General features: G+C 69.7%; 13 protein-coding genes. 7 read left to right on the top strand and 6 right to left on the bottom strand.

From position 1 onward, the window contains the following. The first annotated feature begins 35 nt into the window (after positions 1–35). The 3 genes from AYO52_RS05000 to AYO52_RS04990 all read left to right on the top strand — a co-directional run bounded on the left by AYO52_RS05000 (position 36) and on the right by AYO52_RS04990 (position 4,097). Positions 36–1,115, top strand: a complete 1,080-nt coding sequence (locus AYO52_RS05000) for a DoxX family protein (RefSeq protein WP_067714039.1) — start codon at positions 36–38, stop codon at positions 1,113–1,115. Positions 1,116–1,284: 169 nt separating this feature from the next. Beyond that, positions 1,285–3,681, top strand: coding sequence for an ATP-binding domain-containing protein (locus AYO52_RS04995; protein ID WP_067714036.1), 2,397 nt, complete (start codon positions 1,285–1,287; stop codon positions 3,679–3,681). Beyond that, positions 3,678–4,097: a DUF732 domain-containing protein gene (locus AYO52_RS04990; protein ID WP_253701899.1), complete on the top strand. Its 420-nt coding sequence runs from the start codon at positions 3,678–3,680 to the stop codon at positions 4,095–4,097. Before AYO52_RS04995 ends, AYO52_RS04990 begins: the two co-directional genes overlap by 4 nt. 39 nt (positions 4,098–4,136) lie before the next feature. On the opposite strand, the gene AYO52_RS04985 is transcribed toward AYO52_RS04990, so the two are convergent. Together AYO52_RS04985 and uvrB are read right to left on the bottom strand one after the other, a co-directional pair. After that, the gene (locus tag AYO52_RS04985; RefSeq protein WP_067714034.1) at positions 4,137–4,586 is read right to left on the bottom strand and encodes a universal stress protein; all 450 of its coding nucleotides are present in this window, start codon (positions 4,584–4,586) and stop codon (positions 4,137–4,139) included. Between the two features lie 90 nt (positions 4,587–4,676). Further along, a complete protein-coding gene (uvrB, locus tag AYO52_RS04980) occupies positions 4,677–6,806 on the bottom strand; it encodes an excinuclease ABC subunit UvrB (RefSeq protein WP_067714032.1) in 2,130 nt (709 codons plus the stop codon). A 183-nt stretch (positions 6,807–6,989) separates the two neighbouring features. Here uvrB and AYO52_RS04975 point away from each other — a divergent pair, with 183 nt between their 5' ends. Together AYO52_RS04975 and AYO52_RS04970 are read left to right on the top strand one after the other, a co-directional pair. Next, positions 6,990–8,357 (top strand): DUF4185 domain-containing protein, encoded by a 1,368-nt coding sequence (locus AYO52_RS04975; protein ID WP_067714118.1) that lies wholly within the window; start codon positions 6,990–6,992, stop codon positions 8,355–8,357. Position 8,358: 1 nt separating this feature from the next. Continuing rightward, complete coding sequence (locus AYO52_RS04970; protein WP_067714029.1) at positions 8,359–9,915, top strand: DUF4185 domain-containing protein; 1,557 nt, start codon at positions 8,359–8,361, stop codon at positions 9,913–9,915. Between the two features lie 43 nt (positions 9,916–9,958). On the opposite strand, the gene coaE is transcribed toward AYO52_RS04970, so the two are convergent. Then, positions 9,959–11,047 (bottom strand): dephospho-CoA kinase, encoded by a 1,089-nt coding sequence (gene coaE, locus AYO52_RS04965; RefSeq protein WP_067714027.1) that lies wholly within the window; start codon positions 11,045–11,047, stop codon positions 9,959–9,961. Positions 11,048–11,148: 101 nt separating this feature from the next. On the opposite strand from coaE, the gene AYO52_RS04960 reads away from it, so the two are divergent. Continuing rightward, a complete protein-coding gene (locus AYO52_RS04960; protein ID WP_156523529.1) occupies positions 11,149–12,711 on the top strand; it encodes a DUF4185 domain-containing protein in 1,563 nt (520 codons plus the stop codon). A gap of 359 nt (positions 12,712–13,070) precedes the next feature. Here the strand turns inward: AYO52_RS04960 and rpsA are convergent, their stop codons facing one another. Next, entirely contained in the window at positions 13,071–14,546 is a 1,476-nt protein-coding gene (rpsA, locus tag AYO52_RS04955; RefSeq protein ID WP_067714021.1) for a 30S ribosomal protein S1, read from the bottom strand. 142 nt (positions 14,547–14,688) lie between these two features. On the opposite strand from rpsA, the gene AYO52_RS04950 reads away from it, so the two are divergent. Continuing rightward, a complete protein-coding gene (locus tag AYO52_RS04950) occupies positions 14,689–15,441 on the top strand; it encodes a class I SAM-dependent methyltransferase (RefSeq protein WP_241261417.1) in 753 nt (250 codons plus the stop codon). A 28-nt stretch (positions 15,442–15,469) separates the two neighbouring features. Here AYO52_RS04950 and AYO52_RS04945 read toward each other — a convergent pair whose 3' ends face one another. Both AYO52_RS04945 and AYO52_RS04940 read right to left on the bottom strand, forming a co-directional pair. Then, positions 15,470–16,231 carry an amino acid ABC transporter ATP-binding protein gene (locus AYO52_RS04945; protein ID WP_067714019.1) on the bottom strand — a complete coding sequence of 254 codons (762 nt, stop codon included), beginning with the start codon at positions 16,229–16,231 and terminating at the stop codon, positions 15,470–15,472. Next, on the bottom strand, positions 16,228–17,211 hold the full coding sequence (locus AYO52_RS04940; RefSeq protein ID WP_067714016.1) for an amino acid ABC transporter permease: 984 nt from the start codon (positions 17,209–17,211) through the stop codon (positions 16,228–16,230). The genes AYO52_RS04945 and AYO52_RS04940 overlap by 4 nt, the downstream gene beginning before the upstream one ends. Positions 17,212–17,217 lie beyond the last annotated feature (6 nt).

Here is a 17,217-nt window from a genome sequence, read left to right as displayed (position 1 = left end):
TTCGACCACGCACTCCCACCTATTCAGGAGGAACGATGATCCGACGACTCGCACGACCCATGCTCGCCACGGTGTTCGTCATCGACGGCGTTGAGACGCTTCGCAATCCGCAGGCCCATGTCGCGGACGCGGCGCCGCTCGTCGACAAGGCCACCCCGCTGGTGGAGAAGGGCGAGCAGGCGGTGAACGAGGCGGTCTCCGCGTCGGTGCCGCCCGTCCCCAAGGACACCGAGACGCTCGTCAGGGCGCTCGCCGGGGTCAAGATCGGCGCGGGCGTCCTGTTCGCGCTGGGCAAGGCCCCCCGCCTGTCGGCGCTCGCGCTCACCGCCGCCCACGTGCCCTCGACCGTCAGCCGCCACGCGTTCTGGATGGAGTCCGACAAGGACGCCCGCAGTCGCAAGACCACCGGTCTGGCGACCGACGTGGCGCTCCTCGGCGGGCTCATCCTCGCCTCGGTCGACACCGCCGGACAGCCCGGGGTGGCCTGGCGCGCCCGGAAGGCCGGCGACAAGGTGGCCGCGAAACTGCCCGGGGCGAAGGCCGAGTCGGCGGCGGCCGGTGCGGCGCTCGCCGGTGTCGCACACACCGTGGCCGATCAGGCGCGTGGCGCGGCGGACGTCGTGCGCGACAAGGCTCCCGAGGTGGCCGACACCGTGCGGGCGAAGGCCCCGGAGGTCGCCGATCAGGTGCGTGACCAGGCGTCCGGCTTTGCCGGGGTCGTGCGTGACACCGCTCCGGTGGTCGCCGCTCGCGTGCGGGATCGCGCGGCCACCGCCCGGGAGCAGGCCGCCCCGATCGCCGCCCAGGTCCGCGAGCAGGCGGGCGCCGTGGCCCACGCAGCGGCCGACGAGGCCCGGCCCTACACCGCGCAGGTCCGCGACCAGGCCGGTGTCGCCACCCGACTCGCCGCGGTCCGGGCCGAGGAGGCCCGCAAGGCCGCGCAGGCCAAGAAGAAGGACGCGCAGAAGGACGCCCGCAAGAAGGCGGCCCGCGCCGGCAAGGACGCCAGGAAGAAGTCCGCCCGGTTCGAGAAGGAGGCCGGCAAGAAGGCCTCCGAGGCCAAGAAGATGACGGACGAGGTCCGCGCGAAGGCCGCCGACGTCATCCGTCCCTGACGACCGGGGCGGGCCACCGCCCCCGGACTACCGCCGGCGGCCACACCGCCTCCCGACGACCCCGCCCCCACCCGGGCGGGGTCGTCGGGAGGCGGTGTGGCCGCCGGCGGTTCCCGGTAGCCTGGTCATCCTGCCCGAACCGACCACGCAGACCCCGGAAGGAGCGCCCGTGACGGGACACGACGCCGTCGACGAGGAACAACGTCACCTCGGCCGCCTCCTCGATCGCCTCGAGGAGTTGCGGGCGGACACGCGTGCGCGCCTGGACGCCGTCCTGCGCGGGTCGGGCGGCACCCCGCAGGCGCGGTCGGAACGGGAGTCGTTCGCCCGGCTCTACACCTCCGAGCTCGCGGCGTTCAGCGCCGCCAATCTGGGCCTGTACTTCGGCCGGTTGGACATGGGGGACGGCGAGGTACGTCGGATCGGGCGCGTGGGTCTCCGCGACGACGACGACGACCTCACGACGCTGCTCCTCGACTGGCGCGCCGACCACAGCCGACCCTTCTACCTGGCGACGACCGCCCGGCCGGAGGGCGCTCACCGGCGCCGTCACCTGCGGACGATCGGTCGCCGGGTGATCGGGATCCACGACGAGTACCTCACGGCTCCGGAAGACGGTGAGCTCCCCGAGGACCACGACGACGTGGTGGGCGAGTCCGCCCTGCTCGAGGCGCTGGACACCGCCCGTTCCGCCCACATGACGGATATCGTGGCCACCATCCAGCGGGAGCAGGACGAGATCATCCGGAACCCGCACTCCGGCGTCCTGGTGGTCCAGGGCGGCCCGGGTACCGGAAAGACCGCCGTGGCGCTGCACCGCGCCGCCTACCTCCTCTACACGCACCGGCAGCGGTTGGACCGCAGCGGTGTGCTCATCGTCGGACCCAATGCGCGGTTCCTCGACTACATCGCGCGCGTGCTGCCGTCCCTCGGCGAGTCGGGGGTGGTCCTGCGGACGCTCGCCGATCTCTATCCGGGCGTCCGGGCGACCGGACCGGAGACACTGCGCGGCGAGGAGGTCAAGGGCTCCGGCGAGATGGTGGGGATCCTCAAGGCCGCGGTGCGGGCCCGCCAGCTCGCCCCGGAGGCCGACGTCGTGGTGCGGGTGGAGGGACACGATCTGACACTGACCCCGGCGACGGTGCGGGCGGCGAGGGGGCGCGGACGGATGACCCGGCGACCCCACAACCAGTCCCGCGACGCGTTCGCGACGCGGATCATCGACGCCCTCACCGAGCAGTACGTCTCCGCGCTCACCGACCCGGTCGGGCGGGCGGAGGACGAGGCGTGGTCACCGGAGGGCGACGGTGTCGGCGACCTCGGCGACGCCGCCCGCCCCCTGTTGGACGCGGATGACCGCGCGGAACTCCGCCGGGAGGTCGAGGCCTCCCGCGAGGTCGCCGAGGCGATCGACGGGTGGTGGCCGGTGCTACGGCCCGAGCAACTCCTCGCCGACCTGCTGTCGAGCCGCGACCGGATCGCCGAGGCGGCGGGTGACTACGTCGCGGAGGACCAGGATGCGCTCTTCCGGGAGAACGGTGCCGCGTTCTCGGTGGCGGATGTACCGCTGCTGGACGAGCTCGCGGAACTCCTCGGCGAGGACCCGACCGCCGATGGCAGTGAGGCGGACCGCGCGTGGGCGGAGCAGGTCCGACAGGCGGAGGAGGCTCTCGAGATCCTCACGGGTTCGGCCGTGCAGGACATCGAGGACGACCTCGATCCGGAGGTGCTCATGGCCTACGACGTCGTCGACGCCGAGTCCCTGGCACGCCGCCACAGCGAGGACTCCGATCTCACCGTGGCCGACCGGGCCGGCGCGGACCGGACGTGGGCGTTCGGGCACGTGATCGTCGACGAGGCGCAGGAACTGTCCACCATGGCGTGGCGGGTGCTCATGCGCCGCTCCCCCAACCGGTGGATGACGCTTGTCGGTGACGTCGCCCAGACCTCGAGCCCGGCGGGCATCGACTCGTGGGCCGATGCCCTGTCGCCGTATGTGGACGACCGGTGGGTGCTGTCCGAGCTGACCGTGAACTACCGCACCCCGGAGACCATCTCCGCCGTGGCCGAGCTGCTGCTCGCCGAGATCGACCCGGCCGCGTCGTCGCCGCGGACGGTGCGCGCGGGGCGACGGCCGGTCGCGTGGCGCGAGCCGGACGGTCGTTCGGTGGCGCAGGCGGTCGCCGAGGAGGTCGCGGCGGTGCCGTCGGAGCGGGCGGTGGCGGTACTGGTGCCCGACCCCGGCGGCGACGAGGACTCCCGTCGAGACGACGACGACGAACTCGCCGGCGCCGGTTATCCCACGGTCCACGAGGCCGCCGAACTGGCCCGGCCGGGCACGTCGGTGTTGCCGCTGGCGTTGGCCAAGGGGCTGGAGTTCGACGTGGTCGTGGTGGTGGACCCCGAACGCGTCCTGGCGCGCTCGCCCCAGGGGATGCAGGACCTGTACGTCGGCGCCACCCGGGCGACCCAGGAACTCATCCTCGTCCAGCCCGGCGGCTTCGGCCCGCTACTCTCGGGTATACGGGACCGTCTCGACGACAGCGCACAGGAGCTCACCGCATGACCCACACCCGATCCCGCGTGCTGGCGGCCTCGGCCCTCATCGCGGTCGCGGCGGCCGGCGGGTGCGGCACCCGGGCGGAGGCCCCGGTCGACAGCGTGTCCGCCGTCGCCGAGCCCCGACCCGTGACCTCCGCACAGACCGGGGCCCGGGACAGGCCCGAGCCGCGCACCGACGACGAGCAGGAGTTCCTCGCAGAATTGTCCGGATTCGGCCTCCCCACCGAGATGACCGCCGTCACCACCATCGAGGTGGGCGCCGGCATCTGCGGGGGGATCGCCGACGGCGCGGACGACGAGACGATCCTCGAACTAATCCGCCCGCTCACCAGCGCGATCGCGGCCCAGAATCCGGACCTCGACACCGCCGAGGTGGGTCGGGCGATCGTCGATGCGAGCCGGACCCACCTCTGCCACTGATCCCGGCGGCCGCGTGGGACGCCGGGTGAAGCGCGCGGTCTAGGTGGTATGGACGATGAGCACGTCGCAGGTCGCGCGCCGAGCGGCGTCGGCGGGCACGGACCCGAGCAGCCGACCCGTCAGGGAGTTGAGTCCCTTGTTGCCCACCACGAGGAGGTCGGCCCCCATGTCGTCGGCCAGCTTGATGAGCGATTCGACGGGCGCCCCCTTCACGGTGCGCGCCTCGATCTTGGTCGCTCCGGCCTTCTGGGCCCGGTCCTTGGCGCCGCGGACGATGTCCTCCGCAGGATTGTCCCCGCGGATCTGGTAGGCGTCGTCACCGAGCTGATCCGCGGCCTGGCTGACCGAACGCGGATCGGCGGGCACGTAGGCGCAGGCGATCACGAGGTCCGCCGAGGCGTCGGCGGCCAGCTGCGCGGCGCGATCGACGGCACGGTAGGACGACTCGGAACCGTCGGTTCCCACCACCACTCTGGTGTAGGCGCTCATTTGCTTCCTCTCCTCGGGAACACGTTTCACCCAGAGTAGTCCGAGGACGCCGCCGACGGGCGGGGTAAACGCGAGAGAAAGCGGCCCAGGTTAGTCGACCCCGGCCTCACGCATCCCCTTGAGTTCCTTACGCAGTTCGGCGATCTCGTCCCGGAGCCTCCCCGCAAGCTCGAATCTCAGGTCGGTGGCCGCGGACATCATCTGCTCGGTCATCTCCTCGATGAGCTTCTCCAGCTCCTTTCGGGGTCGCGCCGACCCGTCGGCCGCCCGGGCGCCCACGAGCTCCGGTCGTGCCCTGGGATCCGCGTCGTCCCCGTGTTCCTCTCCGACCCGGTCGAGGATGTCGGCGATCTTCCTGCGGAGCGGCTGCGGGTCGATGCCGTGCTCGGTGTTGTACGCGACCTGCTTCTCACGCCTGCGATCGGTCTCGTCGATGGCCTGCCGCATGGCCTCGGTGACCGAGTCCGCGTACATGTGGACCTCACCGGAGACGTTGCGGGCCGCACGGCCGATTGTCTGGATGAGCGAGGTGGCCGAGCGGAGGAAACCCTGCTTGTCGGCGTCCAGGATCGCCACGAGCGAGACCTCCGGCAGGTCCAGTCCCTCCCGGAGCAGGTTGATGCCGACCAGGACGTCGTACTCCCCGCGCCGGAGATCTCGGAGTAGTTCCACCCGCTGGAGGGTGTCGATCTCCGAGTGGAGGTACCGAACCCGTATCGCCAACTCGAGCAGGTAGTCCGTGAGGTCCTCCGACATCTTCTTGGTCAGCGTGGTCACCAACACCCGCTCGTCGCGTTCGGCGCGCTGACGGATCTCCCCGGTCAGGTCGTCGATCTGCCCCTTGGTGGGCTTGACCACGATCTTCGGGTCGACGAGCCCGGTCGGCCGGATGACCTGTTCGACGAACTCCCCACCGGCGCGCCCCATCTCGTAGGGGCCGGGCGTGGCGGAGAGGTAGACGGTCTGACCCACCCGGCCGGAGAACTCCTCCCAGGTCAGGGGACGGTTGTCCAGGGCGGACGGCAGGCGGAACCCGAAGTCGACGAGATTGCGTTTGCGGGAGGCGTCGCCCTCGTACATGGCGCCGATCTGCGGCACGGTCACGTGGGACTCGTCGATCACCGTGAGGAAGTCCTCGGGGAAGTAGTCGATGAGCGTGGCCGGCGAACTGCCCGCCGGCCGACCGTCGATGTGCCGCGAGTAGTTCTCGATACCGGAGCAGAAGCCCACCTGCTGCATCATCTCGATGTCGTAGGACGTCCTCATGCGCAGCCGCTGCGCCTCGAGCAGTTTGCCCTGGTTCTCCAGCTCCGCCAGGCGCTCCTCCAGCTCGGCCTCGATGGAGGCGATCGCCTTGGCCATCCTCTCGGGACCGGCGACGTAGTGGGTGGCCGGGAAGATCCGCACCTCGTCGACCCTGCGCACGACGTCACCGGTCAGCGGGTGGATGTAGTACAGCGCGTCGATCTCGTCCCCGAAGAACTCGATGCGAACGGCGAGTTCCTCGTAGGTGGGGATGATGTCGACGGTGTCGCCCTTCGCCCGGAACGTGCCCCGGGTCATGGACACGTCGTTGCGCTCGTACTGGACATCCACGAGCAGCCGGAGCAACTGGTCGCGGTCGACCTCCTGCCCGACGGCCAGCGCCACCGACCTGTCGAGGTAGGACTGGGGTGTGCCGAGACCGTAGATGCACGAGACCGAACTGACGACGACGACGTCGCGCCTGGACAACAGGGACGACGTCGCGGAGTGCCGGAGCCTCTCCACGTCGTCGTTGATGGACGAGTCCTTCTCGATGAAGGTGTCCGTCTGGGCGATATACGCCTCCGGTTGGTAGTAGTCGTAGTAGGAGACGAAGTACTCGACCGCGTTGTTGGGCAGCATCTCGCGCAACTCGTTGGCCAGCTGCGCGGCGAGCGTCTTGTTGGGCGCCATCACCAGGGTCGGCCGCTGCACCTTCTCGATGAGCCAGGCGGTGGTCGCCGACTTGCCGGTGCCGGTCGCACCGAGCAGTACGACGTCGCGCTCCCCGCGTGCGAGGCGTTCGGTCAGTTCCGCGATCGCCGTGGGCTGGTCGCCCGACGGGGTGAACTCACTGACGACCTCGAAGCGGGTCGCACTACGTTCGACATCGCCGATCGGTCGGAACTCCGAGTACGAGAGCACTGTCGGGTCGGCGGGGACCCCGTCGTCGGGGATCTCTGTCGCGAAAGCCATACCACCAGCGTACGAGCAGCCGTTCACCCCCGCCCACCGGTGTCGCCGCAGCGGATGTCAGGGGTGCCAACTACCGTAGCTGTGAGCAACCCCTCACCGTCCCTGTCATGTCGTCTGGAGAACCCCGTGGCCCTCAGCCCACTTCGTCGTCGTACCGCCCGCCCCCACGGCGTACGTCGGCCGATCACGGCGGTCACCGCCGCCTCTCTCGCGGCGGGAGCCCTCACCCTCCTCGCACCGGTCGCCACGGCCGCACCGTGTGACCCGTGGCCCCCGGCCGGCGGCACCGCGGGCGGGTCGGGGTCCCTCTCGGGGTCTCTGGGGGCGCCCACGTCCGCGCCTGCCACCCCGTGGGCCGACGGCGGGAACGGGTACATCCCGGTCCTCCGGGGCCGGACCACCACGGTCGAGTTGCTGACGGGACCCACCAGCCCCAACGACACGGTCGACAGATTCGGCATCTCCGGCACCGACCTGGGAATCCTCTGGGATAACGGCGACGCCTCGGATCCGCAGATGATGATGGCCCTCGGGGACACGATGGGCGACTGTGACGAGCCCGGTGACCAGTGGCGCAGCAACATCCTGTTCCGATCCGGCGATCGCACTCTGGCCGACGGGATGCGCATCACCGACGCGCCGATGGAGCGGCCCGGGATGGCGAAGTCGATCCTCCCCCGCACCGGCCACCCCGACGAGACCACGGTGATCCCCACCGCTGGCGTCGAGGTGGGCGGCACCCAGTACCTGCGGTACATGTCCGTCGAACGGTGGGGTTCGCCCGGTGAGTGGACCACCAACTACTCCGCTCTCGCCCGGTCGACGGACAACGGCGAGAACTGGGTCCCCGTACGCGATACCGCCCGGCGGGGTACCGCACCGATGCCTCTCCCGGTCGACCTGGGCCCGGAGTCCACCACCCACACCGCCGGGCAGATGAGCGCGTTCCTCAAGCACGACGGGTACGTCTACGAGTACCTCACACCCTCCGGTCGGAGCGGGTCCGCACGGCTCGCGCGGGTCCCCGAGAACCGGATCGAGGAGATGGCGGCCTACCGCTTCTGGGACGGCGGCGACTGGGTCGTCGATCACCGCGACGCCGTCCCGGTGCTCGGCGCTCCGACGGTCAACTCGGCCGTGAGCGAGTTGTCGGTGTCCTGGAGTGCGCACCTGGGTCGCTTCATCGCGTTGTACAACAACAGCGCGAACAACATCGTCATGGCCCAGTCCGCCACCCCTTGGGGCCCGTGGTCGGGTGAAGACATCCTGCTCTCGTACCAGCACGTCCCGACCCTCTACGGCGCCTTCGTCCACCCGTGGAGCCCCGCCGTGGAGACCCGCGGCGAGGACCTGTACTTCACCATGTCCACCTGGGACGCCTACAACGTCTTCCTCATGAGGACCGACCTCACCCAGATCCCGCCGCGGACCCTGCCCGACGCCCGGGCGCGGATGCGGACGACCGACGACAGCTGGACCCGCAACACCCCGGACCCGGCGGACACCGGCGAGACCGTCCTGGTCGAGCGTCGGCCCATCCCGGAGGCGTGACATGACCCGACCTCTCCCCCGCCGCCTGAGCTCGGTCGTCGTCGCGTCGATCACGGCCGCCGCGTCGGTCGTGACCCTCGGCACGGTCGGCGCCGGAACCGCCGCGGCCGGCCCGTGCAGCGAGATGTTCGGCAACTTCGGTTCCCTGCTGGAGAACCGGACCGGGGCCGGTATGGGCACCGGTTCCCTCGGCTCGCTCGGGTCCTCCGGTGACGCCGGGTCGCTCGGCTCGACTTCCCGGGCGTTGGGTTCCGCCGACCGCTCGGGATCGCTGGTCCAGCAGTTGGAGACCGGTTCCCTGGGGAACGGACTGTCCGGCTCGCTCGATCCGATGATCGGGTCGGTCTACGGGATGCCACCGTGGATCACCGGAGAGGAGGGCACGGTACCCGTCCTGCGTGGACCCACCCGGTTCGAGCAGCTCGTCACCGGGCCCACGAGTCCCGGGGATTCCATCAACCGGTTCGGAGTGGCCGGAACGGACCTGGGCATCATGTGGGACAACGGTGATCCCGCCGACCCACAGGTCCTGATGGCGTTCGGCGACACCATGGGCGACTGCACGGTGCCCGGCAACCAGTGGCGTTCCAACGTCCTGTTCCGCTCCGCCGACACCGATCTGACCGACGGCATCACCATCGATTCCGCCGCCATGGGCACCGACGGTCTCGCCAAGTCGCTGGTCCCGCGATCCGGGCTGCCCGGTGAGGTCACGATCATCCCGACCTCGGGTATCTCCGTCGACGGTGTCCAGTACCTGCGGTTCATGTCCGTGGCCCACTGGGGTCAACCCGGATCGTGGACCACCAACTACTCGGGGATGGCGTACTCGACGGACAACGGCGAGAACTGGGCCGTCGCCCCGTCTCTGGCCCGCCCCATCACCGACACGGTCCCCCTCGGCGCTGGAGCCCCGGCGGTGGATCCTGCGTGGCGCGGCTCCCAGATGAGCTCGTTCCTCAAGACGGACACGCACCTGTACGAGTACCTCACCCCCTCCGGGCGACAGGGCGGGGCGGTCGTCGCACGCGTTCCGCTCGCCGGTTCCCCGACCGCTGACGAGCTCGACGGATCCGCCACCCCGCCCGCCGCGGGCGTCCTCGACCCCGAGGCGTACGAGTACTGGAACGGCTCGGCATGGGTGTCCGATGTCGGCGCTGCCGAGCGGGTCCTGCCCGCCCCGGCGAGCGAGATATCGACCATGTACAACGAGTACCTCGGGAAGTACACGGCGATGTACTCGCAGGGGTACGACTCGGTGGTCCTCCGCACCGCCGACCGCCCCGAGGGGCCGTGGAGTTCCGCCACCACGCTGGTGGACTATTCGGTGCTTCCCGGCGTCTACGGGGCGTTCATGCACCCGTGGGCGCAGGGCGAGGACCTCTACTACCTCGTCACCACCTGGAACGCATACAACGTCTTCCTCGTGCGCACCCGGCTGTCGGAGGTGTTCCCCGACCCGAACCTGCGCCGGGCCAGCTCTCAGCCGGCGCCGACCGAGGTCGTCCGGCAGGTGCCGGTCTCCGAGTTGGTCGACGGGATGGTCCCGACCGAGTGAGACCCGGCCGGGGGCGGGGCTGCGGACGCGCCCCCGGTCGGCGCTACCGCCCCCGCAGCACGGCCTCGCTCAGGGTGCGCTCCCACTGACGCGTCTCCTCGCGGTCCGCGCGACGCAGGATCTCCGCGTACTCGGCCCGTGCGTCGGGGTCCGCGCCGATCACCTCGGCCATGAGTAGCGAGAACTCGTGCTCGGGGTCGTCCTCTGCCAGGATCGACACCTCCAGCGGCCTGGCGGGGTCGCACCAGTGCAGCAACGGCCGTTCGCTCGACCGATCACGCACGTATCCCGCCTCGGTGAGCGTGCGCAGGGCGACCTCGACCGCTGCCGCGTCCCGCACCGTCACCTGCAGATCGATGACGTCGGGCGCGTCCAGACCCTCGACCGCGGTCGGACCGACGTGGTCGATCCGGGTGGCGATCTTCCCCACCACGTGGCGTAGGCGCGCGCACGCCCGCTCCGCCTCCCCTGCCCACTCGGGACGGAACGGGACGACGGTGCGGTCGCCCACCACGGGGGTCCCGGTGCGCAGGTTGTGTTCGAACGGGCGCAGGCGGACCTCGACCAGGGCGCTGGTGAGGTCCACGGCGGTCTGCCGGTCCCCGGAGTTGTCGATCACCACGTCCGCGGCGGCCCGGCGGGCCTCATCGGTGGCCTGCCTCGACATGCGGGCGCGGGCGTCGTCCTCCGGCATCCCCCGGAACTCCACCAACCGCTGCAACCGGATCTCCGCCGGGGTGTCGACGACGATCACCAGGTGGTAGCCGGGTGTCATCCCGCCCTCCACCAGGAGCGGCATGTCGTGCACGACGATCGCGTCCTCCGGCGCCGAGCCGAACAGCTCCGCCGTCCGCTCCCCGATCAGCGGATGGATGATGGCGTTGAGGGCCGCGGTCCGCTCCGCGTCGACGAAGGCGCGGGCGGCGAGGGCGGCGCGGTCGAGTGCACCGTCCGGCCCCAGGATGTCCTCGCCGAATTCGGCGACGAGCATCGCCAGCCCGGGGGAACCCGGTTCGACGACCTCGCGGGCGATGAGGTCCGCGTCCACGACCACCGCCCCCGCCTCCGCGAGCACCGCCGTCACCGTCGACTTGCCGGCACCGATCCCACCGGTCAGACCCACCATCAGCATGACGTGGAGTCTAGGTGACCGAAAGGCGTGCCGGTCCGAGCGACGTAGGTAGGGTCTCACGTGTGAACCGGATTAACTCTGTGCCACGTCTACTCTCTGCGTTGCCTCTCGTTGTAGCACTGGCGATCACGGTGGCTCCCGCCCACGCAGCCGCCCAGTCCGCAGACTCCACGGGTTCCACCGGTTCCACCGGTTCCTCCGGGTCGACCGGGTCGACCGGATCGACCGGGTCCTCGGGCTCGACAGGCTCACTGCTCGGCGAGAGCGGTCCGTGCAACAGCTTCTTCGGGAACATCCCCCCGGGATCTCTCGGCCCCTTCCCCGTCACCGGATCGCTCGCGAACGCGACCAACTCCGTGCTCGACGCCACCGCAACCTCGGTTCGCCGATTCCCCCGATGGGTCACCGGGGCCGACGGCACCATCCCGGTCCTCAAGGGCGCCACGTCCGTACGCCAGCTGGTTACCGGGCCGACCAGCCCCGCGAAGACCGACGAGCTGTACGACATCCACGGCACAGACCTCGGGATCACCTTCACCCACGATGGCGAGACCATGGCCCTGTTCGGCGACACCTTCGGAGACTGCACTCCCACAGACAACCAGTGGCGCTCCAACGTCATGCTCGCCACCGCCGGCGGGAGCCCCGAGAACGGGATGGACGTCCTCAGGGCGGTCCCCTCCGATCCACAAGGGAAGGCCACGGCACTCGTCCAGGGTGCGCACCAGTCCAACGGGACCGGCGAGGTCACCGTCATCCCGACCGCCGCGATCAGCACCGGTGATGACATGTACATGCGGGTCATGTCCGTGCGGGACTGGAACGCGCCTGGCGGCTGGAACACCAACTACTCCGCACTGGTGAAGTCCACGGACGACGGCGAATCGTGGACGGTGCTCACCGAGACGATGCGGCGCGTCACGGATTTCACCGGATGGAACCCGACAGTCCAGTTCGAACCCGCTCCGGACAGCGAGACCCTGCCGCCGGTGGACGGAGACCGCTGGTACGGGGCGCAGATGAGTGCGTTCCTCCTCGACGCTGGTCATCTCTATGAGTACGTGACCCCGTCCGGTCGTCAGGGTCCTGCGATGCTCACTCGGGTTCCGATCGGGCAGATCGAGGACCCCGCCGCGTACGAGTGGTACGCGGGTCCGGGCGCGGGCTGGACCGACGAGCCGACCGGGTACGACGTCATCCCGGCACGCGTCGAGGAACTCTCGGTGCAGTACAACGAGCACCTGGACAAGTACATCGCCATGACGCCCTCGCCGACGGGCGTCGTCTCCATGCGGGTGTCGGAGAGCCCCTGGGGACCGTGGTCCGAGCCACAGACCATCGTCGATCGAAGCATGTTCCCGAACGGCTACGCACCGATGATCCATCCCTTCACCACGGACAACGACAGCCGGTACCTGTACTACACGCTCTCCACCTGGGACGCGTACAACGTCTTCCTACTTCGAACCGACCTCGACGAGTTCGACTTCGCCGCTCCGGACGCGGACCCCCGGACCACCGTGGAGTCCCGTGTCACGGTCAGTACCGCGGCGGAGTCCGGAGCCATCGACGACCGCGGTGTGATCGACGAGGAACGCCTCGAGGAGATCGCGGAGGCCGAGCCCGCCGTCGCCGAGCCGATCGTCGAACCGCCCGGTCGTTGATCGATCGCTGCGCGCCACTCCCGCGCGTCGGGCACACCCCCGCCGACGCCCGTGAGTCCGTCGGGGATGCGACGCAGGGTGGTCACCGCCCCGATCTCACCCGATCCGACATCCACCGCGATGACCCCGGGAGCGGGACGGTCGGTGCGGGCGGCCTCCTCGCCCCCGGCATGACGCGCCACCAGCCAAACCCGGGAGCTCGCATCGCCAAGGGTGCTCACCCGTCCGGCGCGCAAGGCGGCACTTCCGCACTGCGCACGTCACAGACGGGCCACCGCCACCGGAGCGCACCGGGGATAGACGGAGCGGCCCCGCACCGGATACCGGTGCGGGGCCGCTCTCAGATGCCTACTGTGCGATCACTCGCCTCCGGCGAGCTTCGCGCGCAGGGCGGCCAGCTGCTCGTCCGAGGCCAGCGAACCGCCGGTGGACTCGGCCGGAGCGGCCTCCGCCGCAGCCGGACGCGACGACGGGGTGGACTCCGACGAGTAGTTGGTCGGGGCGGCCTCGGCGGCCTCCGCAGCAGCGGCCCGACCCTTCTCGATCTGGGCCGTGTGCATCTTGTGGCGACGCTCGGCCTCCGCGTAGCGGTTCTCCCACTCCTCGCGCTGCTTCTCGAAGCCCTCGAGCCACTCGTTGGTCTCGGGATCGAAGCCCTCGGGGAAGATGTAGTTTCCGGCCTCGTCGTAGCTGTCGGCCATGCCGTACTTCGACGGGTCGAACTCCTCGGCATAGTCCTCGTCCGCCTGCTTGAGCGAGAGCGAGATACGACGACGGTCGAGGTCGATGTCGATGACCTTGACCATGGCGTCGTCGTTGACCGTGACGACCTGGTCCGGGACCTCGACGTGGCGCTCGGCCAGCTCCGAGATGTGGACCAGGCCCTCGATGCCCTCGTCGACACGCACGAAGGCGCCGAACGGCACGAGCTTGGTGACCTTGCCCGGGACGATCTGACCGATCGCGTGGGTCCGGGCGAAGTGCCGCCACGGATCCTCCTGCGTGGCCTTGAGCGACAGCGAGACGCGCTCGCGGTCCAGATCGACGTCGAGGACCTCGACGGTGACCTCCTGGCCCACCTCGACGACCTCGGACGGGTGATCGATGTGCTTCCAGGACAGCTCGGAGACGTGGACGAGGCCGTCGACCCCGCCGAGGTCCACGAAGGCGCCGAAGTTGACGATCGAGGACACGACGCCCTTGCGGACCTGGCCCTTCTGCAGCTGGTGCAGAAACTCGGAGCGCACGGCCGACTGGGTCTGCTCGAGCCATGCACGGCGCGAGAGCACCACGTTGTTGCGGTTCTTGTCCAGCTCGATGATCTTGGCCTCGAGCTCCTGACCCACGTAGGGCAGGAGGTCGCGGACGCGGCGCATCTCCACCAGCGAGGCGGGGAGGAAGCCACGGAGACCGATGTCGAGGATGAGGCCACCCTTGACGACCTCGATGACGGTGCCCTTGACGGCCTCGTCCTTCTCCTTGAGCTCCTCGATCGTGCCCCAGGCGCGCTCGTACTGTGCGCGCTTCTTGGACAGGATCAGACGGCCGTCCTTGTCCTCCTTGGTCAGGACCAGGGCCTCGACCTCATCGCCCACCTCGACGACCTCACCCGGGTCGACATCGTGCTTGATGGAGAGCTCGCGCGAGGGGATGACGCCCTCGGTCTTGTAGCCGATGTCGAGCAGGACCTCGTCACGATCGACCTTGACGATCGTGCCCTCGACGATGTCACCATCGTTGAAGTACTTGATCGTGGCGTCGATGGCGGCGAGGAAGTCCTCAGCGGAGCCGATGTCGTTGACGGCTACCTGCGGGGACGTGGTGTTGGTGGTCATATGGTGGGGTGCTCCGGAGTGGATAGGAATCGTAGCGGACGGGAAGAAAGCGAGCGCGTACGCACGCGACCGTCAACTGTACGCTTCACACGTGACGTCCACAAACCCCCCAGGACATGGAGAGTCGGTCCGAGCCTCACGGATGTGGTGGGACTCGGAGGCGACGGATTACCACCATCACCACGGCGAGTTCCTCGGCGCCCACTCCGCCGACGGCGAGTTCGTCTGGTGCCCCGAGGGCCTGCACGAAGGTGACTGGCACCTGCTCGGTGACGTGGAGGGCCGCGACGTGCTCGAGATCGGGTCGGGGTCGGCTCCGTGCTCCCGGTGGATCGCCGGCCGGGGCGCCCGTGCCGTGGCCGTGGACCTCTCGGCCGGGATGCTCCGTGTGGGGGCTGAGGCTGCGAGCCGGGCGACGGGCCCGGCGGCGACCGTACCCCTGATCCAGGCCGACGCCGGCCGGCTGCCGTTCGCGGACGGCAGTTTCGATGTCGCGTTCTCGGCGTTCGGAGCCATCCCGTTCGTGGCGGACTCCGCGGGCGTGATGGCGGAGGCGGCGCGCGTCCTGCGACCGGGCGGCCGGTTCGTCTTCTCGGTCAACCACCCCATGCGGTGGATCTTCCGCGACGATCCGGGCCCGGAGGGTCTGTTGGCCGTGTTCCCCTACTTCGACCGCTCGCCGTACACCGAGTACGACGACGGCGAGCTGACCTATGTCGAGCACCACAGGACGGTGGGCGACCGGATCCGCGAACTGGTCGCCGCCGGGTTCGTGGTGCAGGACCTCATCGAGCCGGAGTGGCCGGAGTGGCTGGACCGGGAGTGGGGGCAGTGGAGCCCGCTGCGTGGCGGGATCTTCCCCGGCACGGCGATCTTCGTGGCCACGCTCTCCTGACCCACCCTCGCGCCGGACCCGCCCGGCGTCACAGGATCTTGGACAGGAAGTCCTTGGTCCGTTGGTGGGACGGCGAGGTGAGAACGTCCGCGGGTGTGCCGGACTCCACCACGACACCGTCGTCCATGAACGCCACCGTGTCGGCGACCTCCCGGGCGAACCCCATCTCGTGGGTGACCACGACCATGGTCATCCCCGCGTCCGCGAGATCGCGCATCACGCCGAGGACCTCCCCGACCAGCTCGGGGTCGAGGGCCGAGGTCGGCTCGTCGAACAGCATCAGCTTGGGGTCCATGGCCAGGGCCCGGGCGATCGCCACGCGCTGCTGCTGCCCGCCGGACAGCTGGGCCGGGTAGGCATCGGCCTTGGCGGCGAGACCCACCTTCGCGAGCAGGTCGCGGGCCCGCTCGGTGGCCTCCCCACGCGACTGGCCTTTGACCAACATCGGCGCCTCGATGACGTTCTCGAGGGCGGTGCGGTGGAGGAACAGGTTGAAGTGCTGGAACACCATGCCGATGTCCCGTCGCTGGCGGGCTGCCTGCTTCGGGGAGATCTCGAAGAGCTTGTCACCCTTCTCCCGGTAGCCCACCAGCTCGCCGTCGACGTAGAGCCTGCCGGCGTCGACCCGCTCCAGGTGGTTGATACACCGGAGGAAGGTGGACTTGCCCGATCCGGAGGGCCCCACCAGGCACAGCACCTCACCGGCGGCGACCTCGAGGTCGATGCCCTTGAGGACGCGCAGCGACCCGAAGTTCTTGCAGACCTGCTCGGCCCTGACCATCGTCGTCATGCCATCCCTCCCGACTGATCGGTGCCCTTGACGGCGGCGAGGGCGGACGGGGTGAGCCCGTCCGCATCGGCGAGTGCGCGCAGTTGCCGGCCGGTGAGCTTCCGGGTGGCGCCGCGGGAGAAGCGCTTCTCGAGGTAGTGCTGACCCACCATGAGCACGCTGGTGATGACCAGGTACCAGGTGGCGGCGACCAGAAGGAGCGGGATGGGCTGGAAGTTGACGCCCGAGATGTCGCGCGCCTGCCCGTAGAGCTCACCGGAGAACGGGATCGCCACGACGAGTGAGGTGGTCTTGAGCATCGAGATGAACTCGTTGCCCGTCGGCGGGATGATGACCCGCATCGCCTGCGGCAGGATGGTCCGCCGCATCGTCTGGCCCCACGTCATCCCCAGTGCGGTCGAGGCCTCGGCCTGCCCCTCGGGAACCGACGAGATGCCCGCGCGGACGATCTCCGCCATGTACGCGGCCTCGTTCATGGCCAGGCCCACCACGGCCAGCCAGAACGCCGAGTACAGGACCATCGTGTCGTCGAACCGGACGAACTGAAGGTCGGTGAACGGGATCCCGAACTGGACCTGGCGGTACAGGGTGAAGATCAGGCCCCAGAACAGCAGCTGCACGTAGATCGGCGTTCCGCGGAAGATCCACAGGTACACCCAGGCGACTGCTTTGAGCACGGGGTTGCTGCTCATCCGCATCACCGAGAGGATGACGCCGAGGACCACGGCGAGGATCATCGACAGCAGCGTCAGCGCGATCGTGTAGAACACGGCCATGCCGAACCTGGTGTCGAACAGGTAGCGGGCGTAGGTGTCCCACCCGTAGGCCGGGTTGGTCGCCGCGCCCCAGATGAACAGGAACACCAGGACCAGTACGACGGTCGCCGACACCCAACGCCACGGGTGCCGGAGAGGCACCGCCCGGATCGGTTCCGGGGCCTCCGCCGCGGGGGCGTCCGCCCCCTTCTGCGCGGTACTCACCTACCG

It is taken from the genome of Dietzia sp. 111N12-1, from assembly GCF_001658045.1.
Lineage (GTDB): Bacteria > Actinomycetota > Actinomycetes > Mycobacteriales > Mycobacteriaceae > Dietzia > Dietzia kunjamensis.
Note: the sequence above shows the minus strand (reverse complement) of the source record. Positions and strands in the feature narration are given on the sequence as shown.

Excerpts from the sequence above, each read along its gene's own strand:
- AYO52_RS04985 (WP_067714034.1), bottom strand. The coding sequence starts at position 4,586 with ATGAGCGCCTACACCAGAGTGGTGGTGGGAACCGACGGTTCCGAGTCG.
- AYO52_RS04990 (WP_253701899.1), top strand. The coding sequence starts at position 3,678 with ATGACCCACACCCGATCCCGCGTGCTGGCGGCCTCGGCCCTCATCGCG.
- AYO52_RS05000 (WP_067714039.1), top strand. The coding sequence starts at position 36 with ATGATCCGACGACTCGCACGACCCATGCTCGCCACGGTGTTCGTCATC.
- AYO52_RS04950 (WP_241261417.1), top strand. The coding sequence starts at position 14,689 with ATGTGGTGGGACTCGGAGGCGACGGATTACCACCATCACCACGGCGAG.
- rpsA (WP_067714021.1), bottom strand. The coding sequence starts at position 14,546 with ATGACCACCAACACCACGTCCCCGCAGGTAGCCGTCAACGACATCGGC.
- uvrB (WP_067714032.1), bottom strand. The coding sequence starts at position 6,806 with ATGGCTTTCGCGACAGAGATCCCCGACGACGGGGTCCCCGCCGACCCG.
- AYO52_RS04970 (WP_067714029.1), top strand. The coding sequence starts at position 8,359 with ATGACCCGACCTCTCCCCCGCCGCCTGAGCTCGGTCGTCGTCGCGTCG.
- AYO52_RS04945 (WP_067714019.1), bottom strand. The coding sequence starts at position 16,231 with ATGACGACGATGGTCAGGGCCGAGCAGGTCTGCAAGAACTTCGGGTCG.
- coaE (WP_067714027.1), bottom strand. The coding sequence starts at position 11,047 with ATGCTGATGGTGGGTCTGACCGGTGGGATCGGTGCCGGCAAGTCGACG.